The sequence below is a fragment of the Caballeronia sordidicola genome, assembly GCF_002220365.1.
GTDB lineage: Bacteria > Pseudomonadota > Gammaproteobacteria > Burkholderiales > Burkholderiaceae > Caballeronia > Caballeronia sordidicola_C.
On the sequence record NZ_MTHB01000265.1, the window covers coordinates 26,728 to 42,925 of the forward strand.

The window sequence follows — 16,198 nt, forward strand, 5'->3', positions numbered from 1 at the left end:
GATAGTCCTTGAAAGGGAGCATCCACCTCGATTTTGCAAGCACTCCGTGGGCCGGCCTTACGTCATACGGGCCCAGAACGCAGCCAGAGGCGGCAGGGGCGCATGACGGCTCTGCATCGCGAGCGCTGGTGCGCCCAAGCCCGGGGACCCAGAACGGTGTCAGCTCTCCAGGAAAGCCAGCAGGTCGGCGTTGACCTTATCGGCTTGCGTCGTGCACATGCCGTGGGGCGCGCCTGGATAAACCTTCAACGTGGCGTTCTTCACCAGTTTGGCCGACAGGCGCCCCGACGCGTCGATGGGGACGATCTGGTCGTCGTCGCCATGCAGGACGAGCGTCGGCACGTCGATCTTCTTCAGATCTTCCGTGTAGTCGACTTCAGAGAATTGCTTGATGCAGTCGTACTGGCCTTTAACCGAACCGATCATGCCTTCGCGCCAGAACTCGTCGATTGTGCCTTGCTCGATCTTGGCATTCGGACGATTGAAGCCATAGAACGGCACAGCGAGGTCTTTATAGAACTGCGACCGGTTGCCCGCGACACTCGCACGAATGCCGTCGAACACCGACATCGACAAGCCGTTCGGATTGCTTTCGGTCTTGACCATGATCGGCGGAACCGCGCTGATCAGCACGACTTTAGCGACCCGCGCGTTGCCGTGGCGGCCGATGTAGTGGGCGATTTCGCCGCCCCCCGTCGAATGGCCGACTAGCATCGCGCCCTTCAGGTCGAGTGCATTCATCACCGTGGCTAGATCGTCGGCGTAGGTGTCCATATCGTTACCGTTGGACGGCTGGTCAGAGCGGCCGTGGCCCCGCCGGTCGTGGGCTATGACCCGATAGCCTTTCTGCACGAGAAACAGCATTTGCGGATCCCACGCATCGGCGTCAAGCGGCCAACCGTGTGAGAAAACAACCGGCTTGCCACTACCCCAGTCCTTGAAAAAAATGCGTGTGCCGTCCTTGGTCGTTACTGTATTCATGGTGTGACGCTCTCCTTGGTGCAAGTGTAATAAGTTGCCGGCGTGCGCGCTGCCACCGGCAGATGCCGCGGCCATTGCGACGCCAGGCGCGGCCATGGCGGCGACTGCCGCTCCGGCCGCGCCGGCGCTTGCAACGAGCAGTTGGCGGCGATGCGCCGATGGAATTTCTGTTGGACTTGCCAAGTGATGCTCCAGCATGGTGAGGTGGATGGAAACAGCGTTCTGTTGATGCGGGACAACATCGTCGGTTTGATCCTACGGCGTCATGGCCCGTGTTGAACTTCAGAATGCTTAAATCTTCTTAACTTGGATGACCGCGGGATTAAGACGAGATTGTGAGGTTCTTGGTGATTCGAACAAAGATGGTGCATTTTTTAGACGCGTCATGACAGCTCTTAACGAGCATTAATAAGGTTTCAGCGGCTTCGCCCGCTTAAGCCGACTAAGATCAAGACGTGGCAACAGGCGCTTGTTCACCGTTACCCGCAGGGCCCTCACGGTCACTTCCCACTAAAGCTATTCTTCAGGAATCCATCATGCAAATTTTAAAACTCACCGCAGTGAGCAGCCTCGTCGCTTTCATGTCGACCGTCGCCATGGCACAAACTAGTAGCGACGCCACGACCACGCAATCCGGCGCGCCTATGACAAAAATGGCAGTGCGCGCGCATAACAAGCAACTGTCGAAAGCCGTACGTCATTCGCTTTATTCGACTAAAGGTCTGGTCGCCAGCAACATCGCGGTGCTAGTCAAAGGCGGCACGGTCTCTCTCGTAGGCACGGTGCCGGATGCACCACAAATTCAGATGGCGGCGGATGCCGCCAAACGCGTTCCGCAAGTGGAGACTGTCGACAATCGTTTGACCGTCGAAGAGGAAGGCGGGCAGTAAGTGCATAGGCTGCCCGTTGCATTGGCGGCGAAACGCCCCCCTGCGATGCTCAGTTAGGTCCGAACGATTCAAGGAACTAGACATGGAAAAAGATACGATTGCGATCACGCATCACACGCTGCGAGCGAATGGCATCCGGCAGCATTATCTGGACGCTGGCAGCGGTCCGGTGGTCGTGTTGCTGCACGGCTTCCCGGAGACGAGCTTTGCATGGCGGTATCAGATTCCCGTGCTGGCCCGGCACTTCCGTATCATCGCGCCGGACCTGCGCGGTTACGGCGAGACCGACAAACCCAGCTCGGGCTATGACAAGCGCAACATGGCGATGGACATCATCAGCTTGCTTGACGAACTAGGGATCGGCAAGGTCGCGCTTGTCGGGCACGACCGTGGCGCGCGCGTGGCGACGCGGCTGACCAAGGACCATCCTCAGCGGGTCGACCGGCTGGTGGTGATGGACAACGTGCCGACTCGCGTCGTCGCGCAGAACATGAACCCGCAGACGGCGCGGGCATACTGGTTCTTCCTGTTCCATCTGGTGGCGGACCTGCCGGAGACGCTGATCGCAGGCAAAGAGGATGTGTGGCTGCATCACTTCTTCGCGGACTGGTGCTATAACCCGCACACCATTGAAGGGGCGGATTTCGATACGTATGTGAAGGCCTACAGGCGGCCAGGCGCCGTTCGTGGCGCAATGTCGGACTATCGCGCGAATGCGGAGGACGTCGCGCAGGATCTGTCCGATGCGGACATCAAGATCGCTTGCCCGACAATGGCACTGTGGGGCGAGGACTTCTATGCGGTCGGTGGCATGTTCGACATGAAGACGGTCTGGGAAAGCATGGCGACCAATCTGCGCGCAGAACCGATCTCACATTGCGGACATTTGCCGCAGGAAGAGCAGCCCGAGAAGGTCAACGCGCTGTTGCTGGATTTCCTGGGTGGCTGGACGGGAAGCTGATTGTCGAGGTTACAAGAGCAGGCCGCCGCTCACATAATATGGAATCTGTGAGCGGCGGCCGTTTAGCGTGATGTTTTAGCGTGATGTGATTCTCGCGGCGCGCTGTGGCTCAGAGCCAGGGCTTAAAGATAGCCGAGGAGAAAGATCGTCGCGGTCAGCGAGATTATTGACAGCACACTCGACGCGACCAGCGTCGTCCCGGCCGTGGTGTCCTGAACGCCATAGGAAAGGCCGAACAAAATGCCGAACGAACCGCATGGAATAGCTGACAGCAAGATCGCCTCGCCGGCAATCGGCTTTGGCAGCGCGAGCAGCACCACGAGCAAAAAAGCTATCAGCGGTTGGAGCACATTGCTGAGCGCTACACCGGTCCACACTTCCTTGTCGAGCCTGAACGGTTGAGACGCCAGGATCAATCCGGTCGAAAATAGCGCAAGGCCTGCCGTTGTGCTGCCGATGATATTGAGCGACTGAACCAGCAAACCCGGCAACTGCCAGCCCGCCAGCGAAACCAGTATGCCGAGAATCGGCGCGATCACGATAGGCTTGACTAATGTCGTGACCAACGCCTTGGCCAACAGGTTTGTCTGCGGGCCACCGCTTTCGTACGTCTTCGCGCGTTCGAGCAGGATCAGCCCAGCCGGTGACATGACGACCGAGGCGATCGTAATAGCAAGCGCGACGGTCAGATCGCTGTCATCGCCATAGACGCTGTGCAGCAGCGGCAAACCCACTGCGGCGAAGTTCGGCATGCCGACCGTCACCGCGCGAACCGCTGCATCCGACGGCGCCGCGTTGAAGATGAAACGAGACAGCGCGAGCGAGACAAAATATGGCGCGAGCATCACCACCACGAGCAAAAGAATCAGCATGAGGTGACTGCTGAGACTCGCACGCTGCATCTTCGCCGTATAGAGCAATAGCGCGAATGGAAGTGCGTAATCGACGAGCATCGTATTGATCGATGAAAGCGGCATTGCACCTCGCGCCAGTTTGCCGGCCAGATAGCCCGTCGCCATCGAGAAGAAGAAAGGCACCAGCGCGTAGCTGATTTCATGAATCATGTGGGGGCTCGCGTGAAGGTTTAAATTCAGAAGTGTTGAAGTTCGTAACCGATCTGTGTCACTTCGATCGCTTAGAGCCACTCTATTGCGGTTCGCGGTTTAAATCCTTTGATAAAGATGAATCTTTCTGAATGCGCCGCAGAGAGGGGATCGACAGTGGGCGAGGCAGTCGAACAGCGAGAAGGCGGCATCGCATGGAAGGCTGCTGAAGTTTAAGAACTCTTCAGGTAAGACCAATGTAATTAATCGAATGCCCGCGTAGGATGAAACTCAACCACGGTGCGGTGAAACACGTCAAAGATGCATTGGGCCTGGGAAGCTGCCTTCGTCGCTGAGGGCACAGGAGACTCGATTCAGCACGCCCGCCACGGCCGTCGTGCAATCCCTATCAGAGCGTTTGCATGAAAAGCATTGGAATCTCTCCGGGGCGGCGCGCGTTCATGCGCCGTGTCGCGAGCGCGGCGCCGGCCGCGATGGCGATCGGCACCGGTGTGGCCGGCGTGGCGATGAGTTCGCCCGCTCGCCGCGAGTCAAACTTTCAGCCGCGATACTTTACGCCGGCGGAATGGACCCTGCTGGTCGGACTGGTGGATCGTCTGATTCCTGCAGACATTGAAGGCCCCGGCGCACTCGAAGCCGGTGTGCCGGAGTTCATCGATTTACAGATGAACACGCCGTATGGGTACGGTGCGCTCTGGTACATGCACGGCCCGTTCATGCCCGCACCGGCGACCCTCGGCTATCAACTCGAATTTAGCCCCCGCGCGATGTATCGCAGTTCGCTCGCCGGATTGGACGAACAGTTGCGCAAGCGCTTTTCGAAGAGCTTCGACGAACTCGATACCGGCACGCGCGACAGCGTCATTGGCGAACTGGAACTGGGCAAGCTTGGGATCGGTGCCGTGCCCGCCGCGGATTTCTTCGCACAACTGCTGCAGAACACACGTGAAGGCTATTTTTGCGATCCGAAGCACGGCGGCAATCGCGATATGGCGGCCTGGAAAATGATCAATTTTCCAGGCGCGAGAGCGGACTACATCGACTGGGTCGAGCAGTACGGGAAACGTTATCCGCTCGCGCCGGTATCGAGCGCCTGAGCGTGAGTTCTTAATGTCGATGCATTTCTGTTGGACGCGCGATCTGCGTGGACGACGACATGTCCCCATCTGGATCATTTAATGACAGACCAAACGATGAAAGAGGTCGATGTGGTGATCATCGGCTTTGGCTGGGCGGGCGCCATCATGGCGAAAGAGCTGACTGAAGCCGGCCTGCATGTGCTGGCGCTGGAACGCGGGCAAGACCGTGATACCTATCCCGACGGCGCGTATCCAACAACGCTGGATGAGCTCACATATCTGCAGCGGTTTAAGCTGTTCCAGGACATGTCGCGGAGCACCTTCACCTTTCGCCATAGCGTTAAGGATATGGCTTTGCCTTATCGGCAAATCGGCGCATTCAGGCCGGGCGAAGGTGTAGGCGGCGCGGGTTTGCATTGGGCGGGCCAGCACTGGCGTGTCTATCCGCAAGAACTCAGGCTGCGCTCGCATTACGTCGAGCGCTACGGTACGAAGTTCATTCCGAAGGACATGACTTTGCAGGATTTCGGCGTGTCCTATGAAGAACTCGAGCCATACTTCGATTTTGCCGAGAAAGTATTCGGCACGTCCGGCCAGGCTTATCGTGTGAACGGTCAAGTCGTGGGAGACGGCAATCCGTTCGAAGCTGATCGTTCGGCGGCGTTTCCACTGCCCGCGCAGAAAGTGCCGTATGGTCCACATATTTTCATGAAAGCGGCGCGGGAAGTGGGCTTTCATCCGTTTCGCGCGCCATCTGCAACGGTGTCTGCCGCCTATACGAATCCGTATGGTTGCCAGATGGGACCGTGCAACTTCTGCGGATTTTGCTCGGGATACGCTTGCTACAACTATTCGAAAGCGTCGCCCAATGTGAATGTCCTGCCGGCCTTGCGTGGCTTGCCCAACTTCGAGCTGAGGCCCAATTGCAACGTGTTGCGTATTATGCTGGACAACGCAGGTAAGGTGGCCACCGGTGTAGAGTATATCGATGCCGCCGGTAAGCTCGTGATGCAACCTGCGCGGATTGTTATCGCGAGCACGTTCGCTTATAACAACGCGCATCTATTTATGTTGTCGGGCATTGGACGGCAATACGATCCGGTGAGCGGCGAAGGCACAGTCGGCAAGAACGTGTCGTATCAGATGCTCTCGAATATTCAGGTGTTTTTCGAGCCGGGGACCAACAGTAATCCGTTCATCGGCGCCGGTGGCAACAGCGTCGCATTCGACGACTTCAACGGTGATAACTTCGATCATGGTCCGCACGGTTTTGTTGGCGGCGCGGCGTTGTGGTGCAATCCGGCCGGTGCGAAGCCGATCTCTGGCATCGCGGTGCCTGCGGGCACCCCCCGATGGGGCAATGCCTGGAAAAAGTCTGTCAAGGATCACTACGTGAACACCGTGTCGATTGATTCGAACGGAGCGAACATGGTGTATCGCGATTGCTACCTCGATCTCGATCCGACGTATAAGAACAAATTCGGCCAACCTTTATTGCGTTTTACCTTCGACTGGAAAGACAATGATATCCGCATGACACGCTTCGTGACGGACAAGCTGGTTCAGGTGGCGAAAGCCATGGAACCGAAAGACTACACGGTCACGCAAAAGGACTTCGGCGATCACTTCGATGTTCGGCCTTATCAGACCACGCACTGGGCGGGTGGGCTGATCATGGGCGAGCATCCGCAAACGAGTGCTTTGAACCGCTATCTGCAAAGCTGGGACGTACACAACGTGTTTGCGATCGGCTCCAACGCGTTTCCGGTAGGGCTCGGTTATAACCCGACGGGTGTGGTCGCCGCGCTCGCCTACTGGTCGGCAAAAGCGATCCGAACGCGGTACCTGAAAGACCCAGGCCCATTGGTTGACGCGTGATGAGCTTCCTGACCCGTCTGCATTGCCGCGCCCTGGCAGCGCTCACTCTGCTGTCCCTTTCATGGTCCGCCTATGCTACGCCGACGCCGGACCAGGCGTTGATTGAGCGTGGCGCCTATCTTGCCAGTTCCGGCGATTGCGTCGCGTGTCACACGGCGAAGAACGGCAAGCCGTTCGCGGGCGGGTTGCCGCTGAGCACGCCGCTCGGCAAGGTCTACTCAACCAACATCACGCCCGACGCTGCGAGTGGCATCGGCACCTGGTCCTATGAAAACTTCGCGACGCTCATGCGGCTCGGCAAAACGAAGAGCGGAGAGGCGGTTTATCCGGCAATGCCCTATCCGTCGTACGCGCATGTCAGCGACGCGGACATGCATGCGCTCTACGCTTACTTCATGCACGCAGTGACGCCTGTCAAGCAGGCGAACCGGGCCAACGACATTCCCTGGCCACTGTCGATGCGCTGGCCTCTGACGATCTGGAGCTGGGCTTTCGGCCCCGGATCGACGCCTTATGTGGCGCCGACGGGCAGGACAGTGGAAGTGGCGCGCGGTGCCTACCTCGTTCAGGGCCTTGGCCACTGTGGCAGTTGCCATACGCCGCGAGGTGTCGCGCTCCAGGAGTTGTCGCTCGGCGACGACCCCAATCCGATCTATCTCGCGGGAGGCGAGTCGATAGATGGCTGGATCGCGCCGTCTTTGCGCAATGAACACGGTGGCGGCCTCGACTCGATGTCGACCGAGGATATCGTTGCGTTTCTGAAAAGCGGACGCAACACGCATGTCGCGTCATTCGGCGCGATGAACGACGTGGTGTTGCATTCAATGCAAAACATGGACGATGCGGACCTGAAGAGTATCGCGTCCTATCTGAAGTCGCTGTCGCCGCGCAAAGACGCGTTGCCGCACTATCGTTACGATCCGGCCATCGCGACGGCGCTCTATCATGGTCAGGTGCCCAATGCTGGCGCGCAGATCTACCTCGACCGTTGCGCGGGTTGCCATCGCTCGGACGGCAAGGGTAATGGCAAGGCTTTTCCGGCGCTGGCGGGTAATCCGGTTTTGCAGACCAACGATCCGACCTCGGCGATTCACATTGTCCTGACCGGTGGAGCGATGCCGGCGACGCGTACTGCGCCCTCGGCGATCACCATGGGACCGTATGCGGCGATCCTGAACGATCGCGAAATCGCGGAAGTGGTTACTTTTGTGCAAACCAGTTGGGGCAATCAGGGCGGCGGCGCAACGGAACGTCAGGTGGCAAAGCTACGTCATTGGGCGGCGCCACTGCCGGTCTCGACGACACCATCCAGCCGGTCGAATCATTAGAGAACGGGTTGCGCGGCATATTGAGCTGCGGCGCGTTTCGGACATGTCGAAAATTTCAGAACGATTAAGCCACGCGCGTCTTGGCTAGGGAAATTCTTTTTGAGAAAACTGACGCGGCTAACTTGTGAGCGGTCGTTTATGCGCACGCAGCCTCTGGGAGCCCACTCATTTATGGTACATATTGCCTTCTTCGAGACGCTTCTGCTGCTTCTCCTCGGCGCAGTGATTCTTTCCCTAATGGCGAGGCACATCGACGTGCCCCCGGCCATCGTGCTATTGCTGGGAGGGGCAGCATTGGGATTAGTTGGCCCTGTGATGACGGTTGCGATTGAGCCCGATGACATTATGGTGGTGCTTATCCCGCCGCTATTAATGTCGAGCGCGTTCTACACGGCATGGCGAGATTTCCGCAGAGAGTTGCTTCCGATCATGTCACTGGCTGCTGGCGCGGTCGTATTTACAACCGCAGCGGTGGCGTGCGCAGCACATGTGCTTTTCTCCGCCTTACCCTGGGGAGCATGCATCGCCTTGGGGGCGATCGTCTCGCCTCCCGACGCAGTAGCCGCGAAAGCTTTGTTGCATCGTTTGCCTATACCAGAACGGCTCGTTACTGTACTTGAAGGTGAGAGCCTCATTAATGACGCGAGCGGGTTATTAATCTATCGCTTTGCCGTACTGTCGACGATGGCGGGAACCTTTAGCGCAGACAGTGCTCTGGTGGCCTTTCCGATAACGGTCATAGTCGGCGTGGTCGTCGGTGCGGTGTTCGGTGCCGCGAGCGTCTTCGTTTTCAAATGGCTGGACGATGCAAAGCTTGCTATCGTGCTCACATTTTTGATCGCTTGGGCTTCGTATATCGTTGGGGAACGCGCGCACGGCTCAGGGGTCCTGTCAGTCGTGACGTGCGGTCTGATAGTCGGCATGTGTCAGCACAGGGCATTCGATGCCGCAATTCGCGTGAAGGCGACGGCGACTTGGGACGTTATCGTGTTTGTCCTGGAATCGCTTGTTTTCATCCTGATCGGTCTGTCGATGCAAGGGGTGGTCGCGCGGATCACCGGCACCAACAGTTTGCCGGCAGTTTGGGCTCTGTCGATCGAGTGGAAGATAGTTGTGGCGGTCTTTGTCGCTGTTGTCGGCTCGCGGTTCCTGTGGGCTTTGGGGGCAATGGCCTTGCCAGCTCATATCATCGGCAGGTCCAAGGGACAGCGCACCACGATTGATTTTAAAGAGGCGACGATTGTGGGATGGGCCGGGATGCGTGGCGTGGTTAGCCTTGCCGCCGCATTGGCGCTGCCCGAGTCTTTTCCTCAGCGGGACCTGTTGGTGTTTACAACATTCGTGGTGATCTTTACCACCGTGATTCTGCAGGGGCTCACACTTCGTCCTCTAACGCGTCTGCTCAGGTTGCGAGCCGACACTCCGCCAGTGCCGTATCTGTCGCAACTGGACGCCCGCGCGTTCACATTTGGAGCATCGATTGCGGAACTCGAGAAGATAGATCTCGCTGAATGTGGCGGGAATCAGGATCTGGTTGTCCGTCTTATAAGCGAGTACGAGGCTCGCGTGGATCTAAACCAGCACGCGCACTCGGGGGATGTTGAGCATGTTCAACGTCGTTTCAGCCGCCTCAATCTTGGTCTGAGAGCGGTACTTGCCGGACGTCGGGCACTGGTCGAGCTTCACGAGCAACGCCGCATCAAGGATACCGTTCTTCGTCGGATCGAGGCCGAACTCGATCTGGAAGAACTGAGGCTCCGGCGACTGCTCGATCGGTAGTGTTCGGATATTTAAATCTTGGTCATGTGCCGAACCGGGGGTAGTCGTCAAGGGAAGCCACTGACCGCCGTCAATTGCGACCTGATGAAAGCGCTAGAGACCCGAGAATTCCCGTATCGGGAATTCTCTTTAAAGCCGGGGCAAATGCTTGCCAACCTGCCAACTGCGTCGAGTTTCCAGAAACCGCGTTTTCGTTTGCACGGTCCATTGACCCAGTCAAAGGGAAAGGAGAAATAGATGATGAAGGATCACGCAGGTGCCGAGACTCGTTTTGTCGCTTGGCTATCCCGCTTCGCTACGCCGGGATTGCGCTGGCTTGGTCTGCTGGGCCTGTGCGCCGCCTATTTGCAAGGCGGATGGGATAAAGCGCTCGACTTTACTGCCGCCATTGCAGAGATGCATCATTTTGGGCTATCCCCGGCGGCGGTATTCGCGGCGGCAGCCATAACGCTTGAGTTAGGCGCCTCCGCAATGGTCCTGGCTGGCTTTTATCGTTGGCTGGGCGCGCTTTCCCTGATGGTCTTCACGTTGCTCTCCACTTTCCTTGCAAATCGTTTCTGGGACGCTGTGGGACTGGATCGCGCCATGTCGAAGAACGCGTTCTTCGAGCACTTGGGCTTGATTGGTGGCTTTCTGCTAGTCGCCTGGTGTGACATTAGGGAGAGAACTCGACAAGGCAGACGCAACAGTGACCCAGGATGAAGGGGCAGGGAGCCGCCCCGGGTGCGCACCCAACTTAAGCAAATGTCGTCTGTTTACACAAAGCCCATATCCACGAGACTCGTTCCGCCGTTCTTCACGAGCTTTGCATGAGCAGCCGCCGACTGCAAGTATTAGTCTTCCATTCCAGCAGGGTGAGTACCACGCGCCACGACACGCTTTGCAGGTGCAGCTTGGGACATGGGCGCGCAGCCTCGCGTCGGCTCGTGCTGAGCGACTGCGCCGGCGCAGACGCATAGCCCACGGCAGAACACGTGTTTCTGGTCAGCTCGCGGCTCACAGTTGATGCCGAGCGCCCGAGTGTTCGGGCCATGGCCCGAACACTCGAACCCTGCTGCTTCATGCTTGCAATGGTCATGCGCTCTTCAGGCTGAAGCTGTTGATACGTTCTTCTTTTTTGCATGTGCGCACCTTACACGAGGAAGGTGTTGCACTTCAAATTTGATCGCGCCCCTCATATAAATAGCGGTTAACAACGATTAACAACAACATTCATTTTTTCGTCAGGACTTTTAACATTCGTACTTCTAGTATTTGTCCGTGGAAGCTGCTACTTCCGCCGCCTTATAAAATCACATGCATTTACGTTTCATGAGCACGCCACCGAGGCTCAGTCACGAAATGTGCGATTGTAATTCGGCGGTTATTTCGTCACACGGGTAATACGATAAGCATGAGAGTTCGACAGTTTGATTTTGTTACTCACGAGCGTAGAGAAGGAGTGCGATGAAGACCGATCGGACTTTGATGGCTGCAGGCATGGCCTTGGAGCGGGTCTATCCCGCCGGAGATTTAGGAGCGGCGGGAATCTGCGCATCACGTACGGTTTCCGGTGCCACGCTATTGCGCGACTCTGAGGGGCGGCGAGCAAAGGATAGTGTGGCGGCGGACGGAGGAGGGATTGCGTGGGTGGGTAGGCTCGAAGATACCACTGTGCCTCAGTCGGCCGTTGTCAACGCGATTTTTGATCAGCCGATGCGCGGTCCAGCCTCCAGGCCATCAATCGTCAACTCGGCGTTTGAGGAGGCGAGCGGAAACTCCGCGGCGATTCCCGCTGGTTTCGCTCAGCCTACCGATTCATGTGTCATTGCACCCACGAGGCGCAAATCGCCTGAGCAGCGTTCGAATACATTGTCAACAGGCCGCTCCATCAAGGCCCTCGTTGTCGCTATCTGTCTCTGGTCTCTGGTTGAATTCCCGTTCGAACTGGGCGCGACCGTTGGCGTGATTCAGTTGTTTGCTCTAGCGAGTTCAAAAGCAATTTTATTTTCAATTGGGGCTGCAGCCATTGCCGACCGGTGTTTCTTTCGCCGACTGTTCTGCTTCTTGTGCGGCGTGAGCCTGTTTGCTATCGCTCCAGCACTTCCGGAAGAGGTTAAGCACTCTCTCGGGCCGTCACTGTTGTCGACCGTCGAGTGTCTATTGAAAGCGGGCTTTGTACTCAATTTCTGTTTTAGATCGATTCTTGAGCGTAGGCCAACGGGTTGGCGAGGCACTGAGCTGGATTTCAAGGCTAGTGAAGCGGAAGCACGCGAGCAAGGAGAGCGGTAAACCAAGGAGATTGTGATGGACAATGTTTTGCACCATTGGATTTTCGTCGGCACCAATGCGTACGACGAGTACACGTTTGTGCCTTGGCTTCGAAGGAACGTCTATCGACGTACGGTCGACTTCAGTCACATTTGCCTGCAGTGAAAAGTCAGGCGATTTTTAAATATTGAAATGATTTGTGTACCTAGCGGAGTGAACGGCGAAGCTACCGTTATGGGCTTGCTACATAGCGACTCTTCAGGCGTCGAGCCAAGTGAAGGCATGCAATCGGGCGCTCGGTTGTCGATGTGCTTATGAGTTGTCGCCTCGGTCGTTTGAAGGAATTTGCGGCTTATCAGTTACGCCTCTGCTTGCATCTAATGAATGGAGACGCCTCAACAAGCGCATCCAGCTGAGTGTTGTTGCGGCGATTTTCCGTATCCAATGGGCTTATGCCTCCCAGGAATAGGTGTTATCGACGCCGTCCGCCTTCTTCAAGCGGTGGCGTCACCTCATTATCTGGTCATCGACAACCAGCAAGGAACACACAATGAATACCTTCCAGTCCTACACGATCGATACAGCACCGGCAGCTTCAAAGGCTGGCCTCCAAGATGCGAAACGCGCGTTCGGATTCGTGCCGAACCTTCAATCGCATATGGCCGAATCGCCAGAACTGCTGGAGGGCTATTCCGCGCTCTGGGACCTGTTTTCGAAGACCACGCTGACGCCGCATGAACAGCAGGTAGTCTACCTAAGCTCCAACTTCGAGAACAATTGCCATTACTGCATGGCAGGCCATAGTACGCTCGCGAAGATGCTCAAGATGGACGACGGCGTGATCGCTGCGCTGCGCGCCGGCACGCCGCTGCCTGACGCGAAGCTTGAAGCGCTGCATCGATTTGCGACGATCGTGGTCCGCGATCGCGGCTTCGTTCCGGACGCAGATGTTGACGCTTTTCTCGCGGCGGGCTACACGCGCAGGAACGTGCTCGAAGTGATCCTCGGCGTCGCGACAAAAGTGATGAGTAATTACACAAACCACATTGTGCACACCGATTACGACGCGTTCATGAAGGGTAATGAGTGGACAAAGCCGGAAGCCGAAATCGCGGCTTCGGCATGACGAGCGGCTCGGAGCGGTCGTCGCTGACCGTTCCCGGCGAATCCCGAATCCACCGATTCCGAACCAATCATTCGATAGAGTGTTGAGATGTTCCCGGACCCGGGCGACATGCTCGCGGTCCTCGAAAAGGCGACCGCCAAGGCGTAACGCGCATGACTGCTAGCGTCGCCGCTTGCGCTGCTTCTCTTTTTCTGGAGTTTTCTGGCATGACTGTGCGCACTTTCCTCATTACAGGTGCAACAAAAGGCATCGGTCGCGCGCTGAGCGAACGGCTGGTGCGTGCGGGCCACCGGGTCGTCGGGCTGGCGCGAACCCAGGCCGATTTTCCTGGCGAACTGGTTTTGGTCGACCTGGCTGACCGCGCAGCCACAGATGCCGTATTGCATGACCTTACGCATCGCTTCACGTTCGACGGCGTCGTCAACAACGTCGGCCTTGTGAAGCCGCAACCTATTGGCCACATCAATCTGGACGATCTGGACGACGTTCTCGCGCTGAACCTGCATCCGGCCATTCAAGCCGTTCAGACGTTGCTTCCTGGCATGCGCTCGCGCGGCTGGGGGCGAATTGTCAATATCTCGAGTCTGACGATTCTCGGCATCTCGGAGCGGACGGCTTACGCGGCCGCCAAGGCATCGCTTGTGAGCTTCGCACGCTCGTGGGCATTGGAACTTGCGGATACCGGGATCACGGTGAATGCCGTTGCGCCGGGACCGACGGATACCGAACTGTTCCGTGCGAACAACCCAGCAGGCAGCGAAGGCGAGCGGCGCTACATTTCCGCTGTCCCAATGGGGCGATTCGGCAAACCGGACGAGATTGCGGCCACCGTCGCGTTTCTGGTGTCCGACGATGCCGGTTTTATGACCGGCCAGACGCTGTACGTGGATGGCGGAGCGTCAATCGGAAGACTGGGCTTTTAATCGTCCTGCCGGTTCGTTGCCGCCGGCTCCGGCCAGAGCTTCCCCGACGAAATCGGCGAAGGCGCGGACCTTCTATGTCACCATGCTGTCGTCCGGACAGACAGCTCACAGGACGACGGACGCAACTGCCAGTCGGTAAACACTGCGCTCACTGTGCCGTCGGCCAGGTCCGGCGAGAACATCCACTGGGAGATGATCGCAAGTCCGATACGCCCGAGCACGGCGGTGCGGATGCCTTCAGCTGCGCTCACACGCGCGCGTCCGGACACCACGACGGCCGCTTCTGTTCCATTCTGACAAAACGACTAGAATTTCCCGCCGCCGCGCATCGAATAGACGATTGCCCGAAGACGGCTCGGTGAATTGGGTTTCAGCCCGCAGAAGCCTGAGAAGCGAGCCGTTGAACGGGACGAAAACGCCTTGGGGGATTGGAAACGCAAGACGTGGCCTGCGCTTAAAAAAGCCCACAGACAAGGGCGTTTGACGTTTTCATCGACGAGTCCGGTCTCAGCGAACGACCAGCGGGTGCGTGCCTCGGCGCTCAAAGGACACACGCCCGTCATCCAGTTTCACTTCCGATGGACGCACATCTCGGCGATCGCCGGACTGGGTCGAACCGACTGCATGATCCGCCTGCACGAGGGCAGCATCAAGAAAGAACAGATCGTCGAGTTTCTCAACGCGCTGCGTGTCATCTGAAGCAACCTTTGCTGATCATCTGGGATGGATTGAAGGCGCATCGCAGCAAGTTCGTTCGCGAGTACCTCGATTCCATCGAGGGCGACATCCAGATTGCTTTCGGTAGGATCTCGTTGGTGCTCGAAGATTCAGGAGCGGAGCCGCTCGTGCGACTGCTCGACGCGCCCAAGGAGCTGAGCGGTTTCTCGCGTCTCGCCCATCGTTATCACCGCCGCGCTTGGCAAGCTTCACCAGGCTGGCCTTGTCCATAAGCACATCAACGCCGCCTATTGAACAGCGAGCATGTAATGTTAACGTCAAGAGGTATCTACGAGTGCGTAAGCCCACATCTCCTCACGCAACAGGCTGCGTCCGAGGACAACAACGGTTCGTGCCGCCTGCACGGCAGGGACGGACGCCAATGCGCGACTGGGTGCCTGATCGCCGACGAGATCTACCGGCTGGAAAATCAAGGTGTCGGCATTTCGTATTTCCGGCACGCGAAGGACGGAATGCTCTCGGCGTTCGCAATATGCATCGAATGTGGATGCCTACGATCCCAAGATTCCAGAATTGCTGATAGAACTCGAAGAAGTGCACAACGATTTCAGCGTGGACGAACGGGCACAATTGTTGGCACGCATCGGACACCGCCATGTGTTTATTTAGTCTCGCGCAGATAAATTCATGCGCTCGACGTTTACGCACAAGATACCTCCAGGTTGACGGGCACTGATCCTCGGACTTTGCTGCAGCGCTTGGGACAGACCGCATCGCGGCCTATCGAGTTGTTATTTTTTAAGAAAGATTAAGGACTTCGACAAGGACTCTAAGAAACGCCATCGATAAACTGGCTCTTAGTTTTCCTCGCACATCAAGCGAGTGCGGCATGTCTCCCATGTCACTAAACCTGTACCGACCTTAAGGATGTACAAAGCCATGGCAAATCCGAAACTCGAAGTCCTCACGCCTGCAAACTCGCAGATCATCTTCATCGACCAGCAGCCGCAAATGGCTTTCGGGGTCCAGTCCATCGACCGTCAAGTACTTAAGAACAACGTAGTAGGACTCGCGAAAGCAGCGCGGGTGTTTAACATTCCCACGACCATTACGACAGTCGAATCCGAGAGTTTTTCGGGCTATACGTATCCTGAATTGCTGGACGTGTTCCCGGATCACAAAGTGCTCGAACGCACGTCCATGAATTCGTGGGATGACCAGAAGGTTCGTGACTCGCTTGCCGCCAATGGTCGGAAAAAGG

15 protein-coding genes and 2 pseudogenes are annotated in these 16,198 nt (G+C 57.3%); 13 read left to right on the forward strand and 4 right to left on the reverse strand.

The genetic code is table 11. The annotated features are described in order from the left end of the window. Window positions 1–159 precede the first annotated feature (159 nt). Window positions 160–981 (reverse strand): alpha/beta fold hydrolase, encoded by an 822-nt coding sequence (locus tag BSU04_RS38680; protein ID WP_089165521.1) that lies wholly within the window; start codon window positions 979–981, stop codon window positions 160–162. 536 nt (window positions 982–1,517) lie between these two features. On the opposite strand from BSU04_RS38680, the gene BSU04_RS38685 reads away from it, so the two are divergent. Next, entirely contained in the window at window positions 1,518–1,871 is a 354-nt protein-coding gene (locus tag BSU04_RS38685; RefSeq protein WP_089165506.1) for a BON domain-containing protein, read from the forward strand. Window positions 1,872–1,953: 82 nt separating this feature from the next. Further along, window positions 1,954–2,832: an alpha/beta fold hydrolase gene (locus BSU04_RS38690; RefSeq protein WP_089165507.1), complete on the forward strand. Its 879-nt coding sequence runs from the start codon at window positions 1,954–1,956 to the stop codon at window positions 2,830–2,832. A 122-nt stretch (window positions 2,833–2,954) separates the two neighbouring features. On the opposite strand, the gene BSU04_RS38695 is transcribed toward BSU04_RS38690, so the two are convergent. Next, window positions 2,955–3,896, reverse strand: a complete 942-nt coding sequence (locus BSU04_RS38695) for an AEC family transporter (RefSeq protein ID WP_089165508.1) — start codon at window positions 3,894–3,896, stop codon at window positions 2,955–2,957. Between the two features lie 401 nt (window positions 3,897–4,297). On the opposite strand from BSU04_RS38695, the gene BSU04_RS38700 reads away from it, so the two are divergent. The 5 genes from BSU04_RS38700 (at window position 4,298) to BSU04_RS38720 (ending at window position 10,662) form a co-directional block, all read left to right on the forward strand. Then, window positions 4,298–4,993: a gluconate 2-dehydrogenase subunit 3 family protein gene (locus tag BSU04_RS38700; RefSeq protein ID WP_089165509.1), complete on the forward strand. Its 696-nt coding sequence runs from the start codon at window positions 4,298–4,300 to the stop codon at window positions 4,991–4,993. A gap of 81 nt (window positions 4,994–5,074) precedes the next feature. Continuing rightward, window positions 5,075–6,853, forward strand: coding sequence for a GMC family oxidoreductase (locus tag BSU04_RS38705; RefSeq protein WP_089165510.1), 1,779 nt, complete (start codon window positions 5,075–5,077; stop codon window positions 6,851–6,853). After that, the gene (locus BSU04_RS38710) at window positions 6,853–8,181 is read left to right on the forward strand and encodes a cytochrome c (RefSeq protein WP_089165511.1); all 1,329 of its coding nucleotides are present in this window, start codon (window positions 6,853–6,855) and stop codon (window positions 8,179–8,181) included. Before BSU04_RS38705 ends, BSU04_RS38710 begins: the two co-directional genes overlap by 1 nt. A gap of 171 nt (window positions 8,182–8,352) precedes the next feature. Next, window positions 8,353–9,960 (forward strand): Na+/H+ antiporter, encoded by a 1,608-nt coding sequence (locus BSU04_RS38715; protein WP_089165522.1) that lies wholly within the window; start codon window positions 8,353–8,355, stop codon window positions 9,958–9,960. Window positions 9,961–10,200: 240 nt separating this feature from the next. Continuing rightward, window positions 10,201–10,662 carry a DoxX family protein gene (locus BSU04_RS38720; protein WP_218827415.1) on the forward strand — a complete coding sequence of 154 codons (462 nt, stop codon included), beginning with the start codon at window positions 10,201–10,203 and terminating at the stop codon, window positions 10,660–10,662. A 136-nt stretch (window positions 10,663–10,798) separates the two neighbouring features. Here the strand turns inward: BSU04_RS38720 and BSU04_RS38725 are convergent. Next, a pseudogene (locus tag BSU04_RS38725) lies at window positions 10,799–11,083 on the reverse strand (transposase); the annotation flags it as partial. 323 nt (window positions 11,084–11,406) lie between these two features. Here BSU04_RS38725 and BSU04_RS38730 point away from each other — a divergent pair. The 3 genes from BSU04_RS38730 (at window position 11,407) to BSU04_RS38740 (ending at window position 14,259) form a co-directional block, all read left to right on the forward strand. Beyond that, on the forward strand, window positions 11,407–12,231 hold the full coding sequence (locus BSU04_RS38730; protein ID WP_089165514.1) for a hypothetical protein: 825 nt from the start codon (window positions 11,407–11,409) through the stop codon (window positions 12,229–12,231). A gap of 529 nt (window positions 12,232–12,760) precedes the next feature. Next, window positions 12,761–13,336, forward strand: coding sequence for a carboxymuconolactone decarboxylase family protein (locus BSU04_RS38735; protein WP_089165515.1), 576 nt, complete (start codon window positions 12,761–12,763; stop codon window positions 13,334–13,336). Window positions 13,337–13,542: 206 nt separating this feature from the next. Next, the gene (locus tag BSU04_RS38740) at window positions 13,543–14,259 is read left to right on the forward strand and encodes an SDR family oxidoreductase (RefSeq protein WP_089165516.1); all 717 of its coding nucleotides are present in this window, start codon (window positions 13,543–13,545) and stop codon (window positions 14,257–14,259) included. A 77-nt stretch (window positions 14,260–14,336) separates the two neighbouring features. On the opposite strand, the gene BSU04_RS38745 is transcribed toward BSU04_RS38740, so the two are convergent. Next, window positions 14,337–14,510, reverse strand: a complete 174-nt coding sequence (locus tag BSU04_RS38745) for a hypothetical protein (RefSeq protein ID WP_179258590.1) — start codon at window positions 14,508–14,510, stop codon at window positions 14,337–14,339. 97 nt (window positions 14,511–14,607) lie between these two features. Between BSU04_RS38745 and BSU04_RS38750 the strand changes: the two are divergent. The 3 genes and pseudogenes from BSU04_RS38750 to BSU04_RS38765 all read left to right on the forward strand — a co-directional run. Further along, a pseudogene (locus BSU04_RS38750) lies at window positions 14,608–15,059 on the forward strand (transposase); the annotation flags it as partial. Window positions 15,060–15,411: 352 nt separating this feature from the next. Then, the gene (locus tag BSU04_RS48265; RefSeq protein WP_256983796.1) at window positions 15,412–15,606 is read left to right on the forward strand and encodes a hypothetical protein; all 195 of its coding nucleotides are present in this window, start codon (window positions 15,412–15,414) and stop codon (window positions 15,604–15,606) included. A 270-nt stretch (window positions 15,607–15,876) separates the two neighbouring features. After that, on the forward strand, window positions 15,877–16,198 hold a 322-nt coding region (locus tag BSU04_RS38765), incomplete at its 3' end, for an isochorismatase family protein (RefSeq protein ID WP_144021363.1).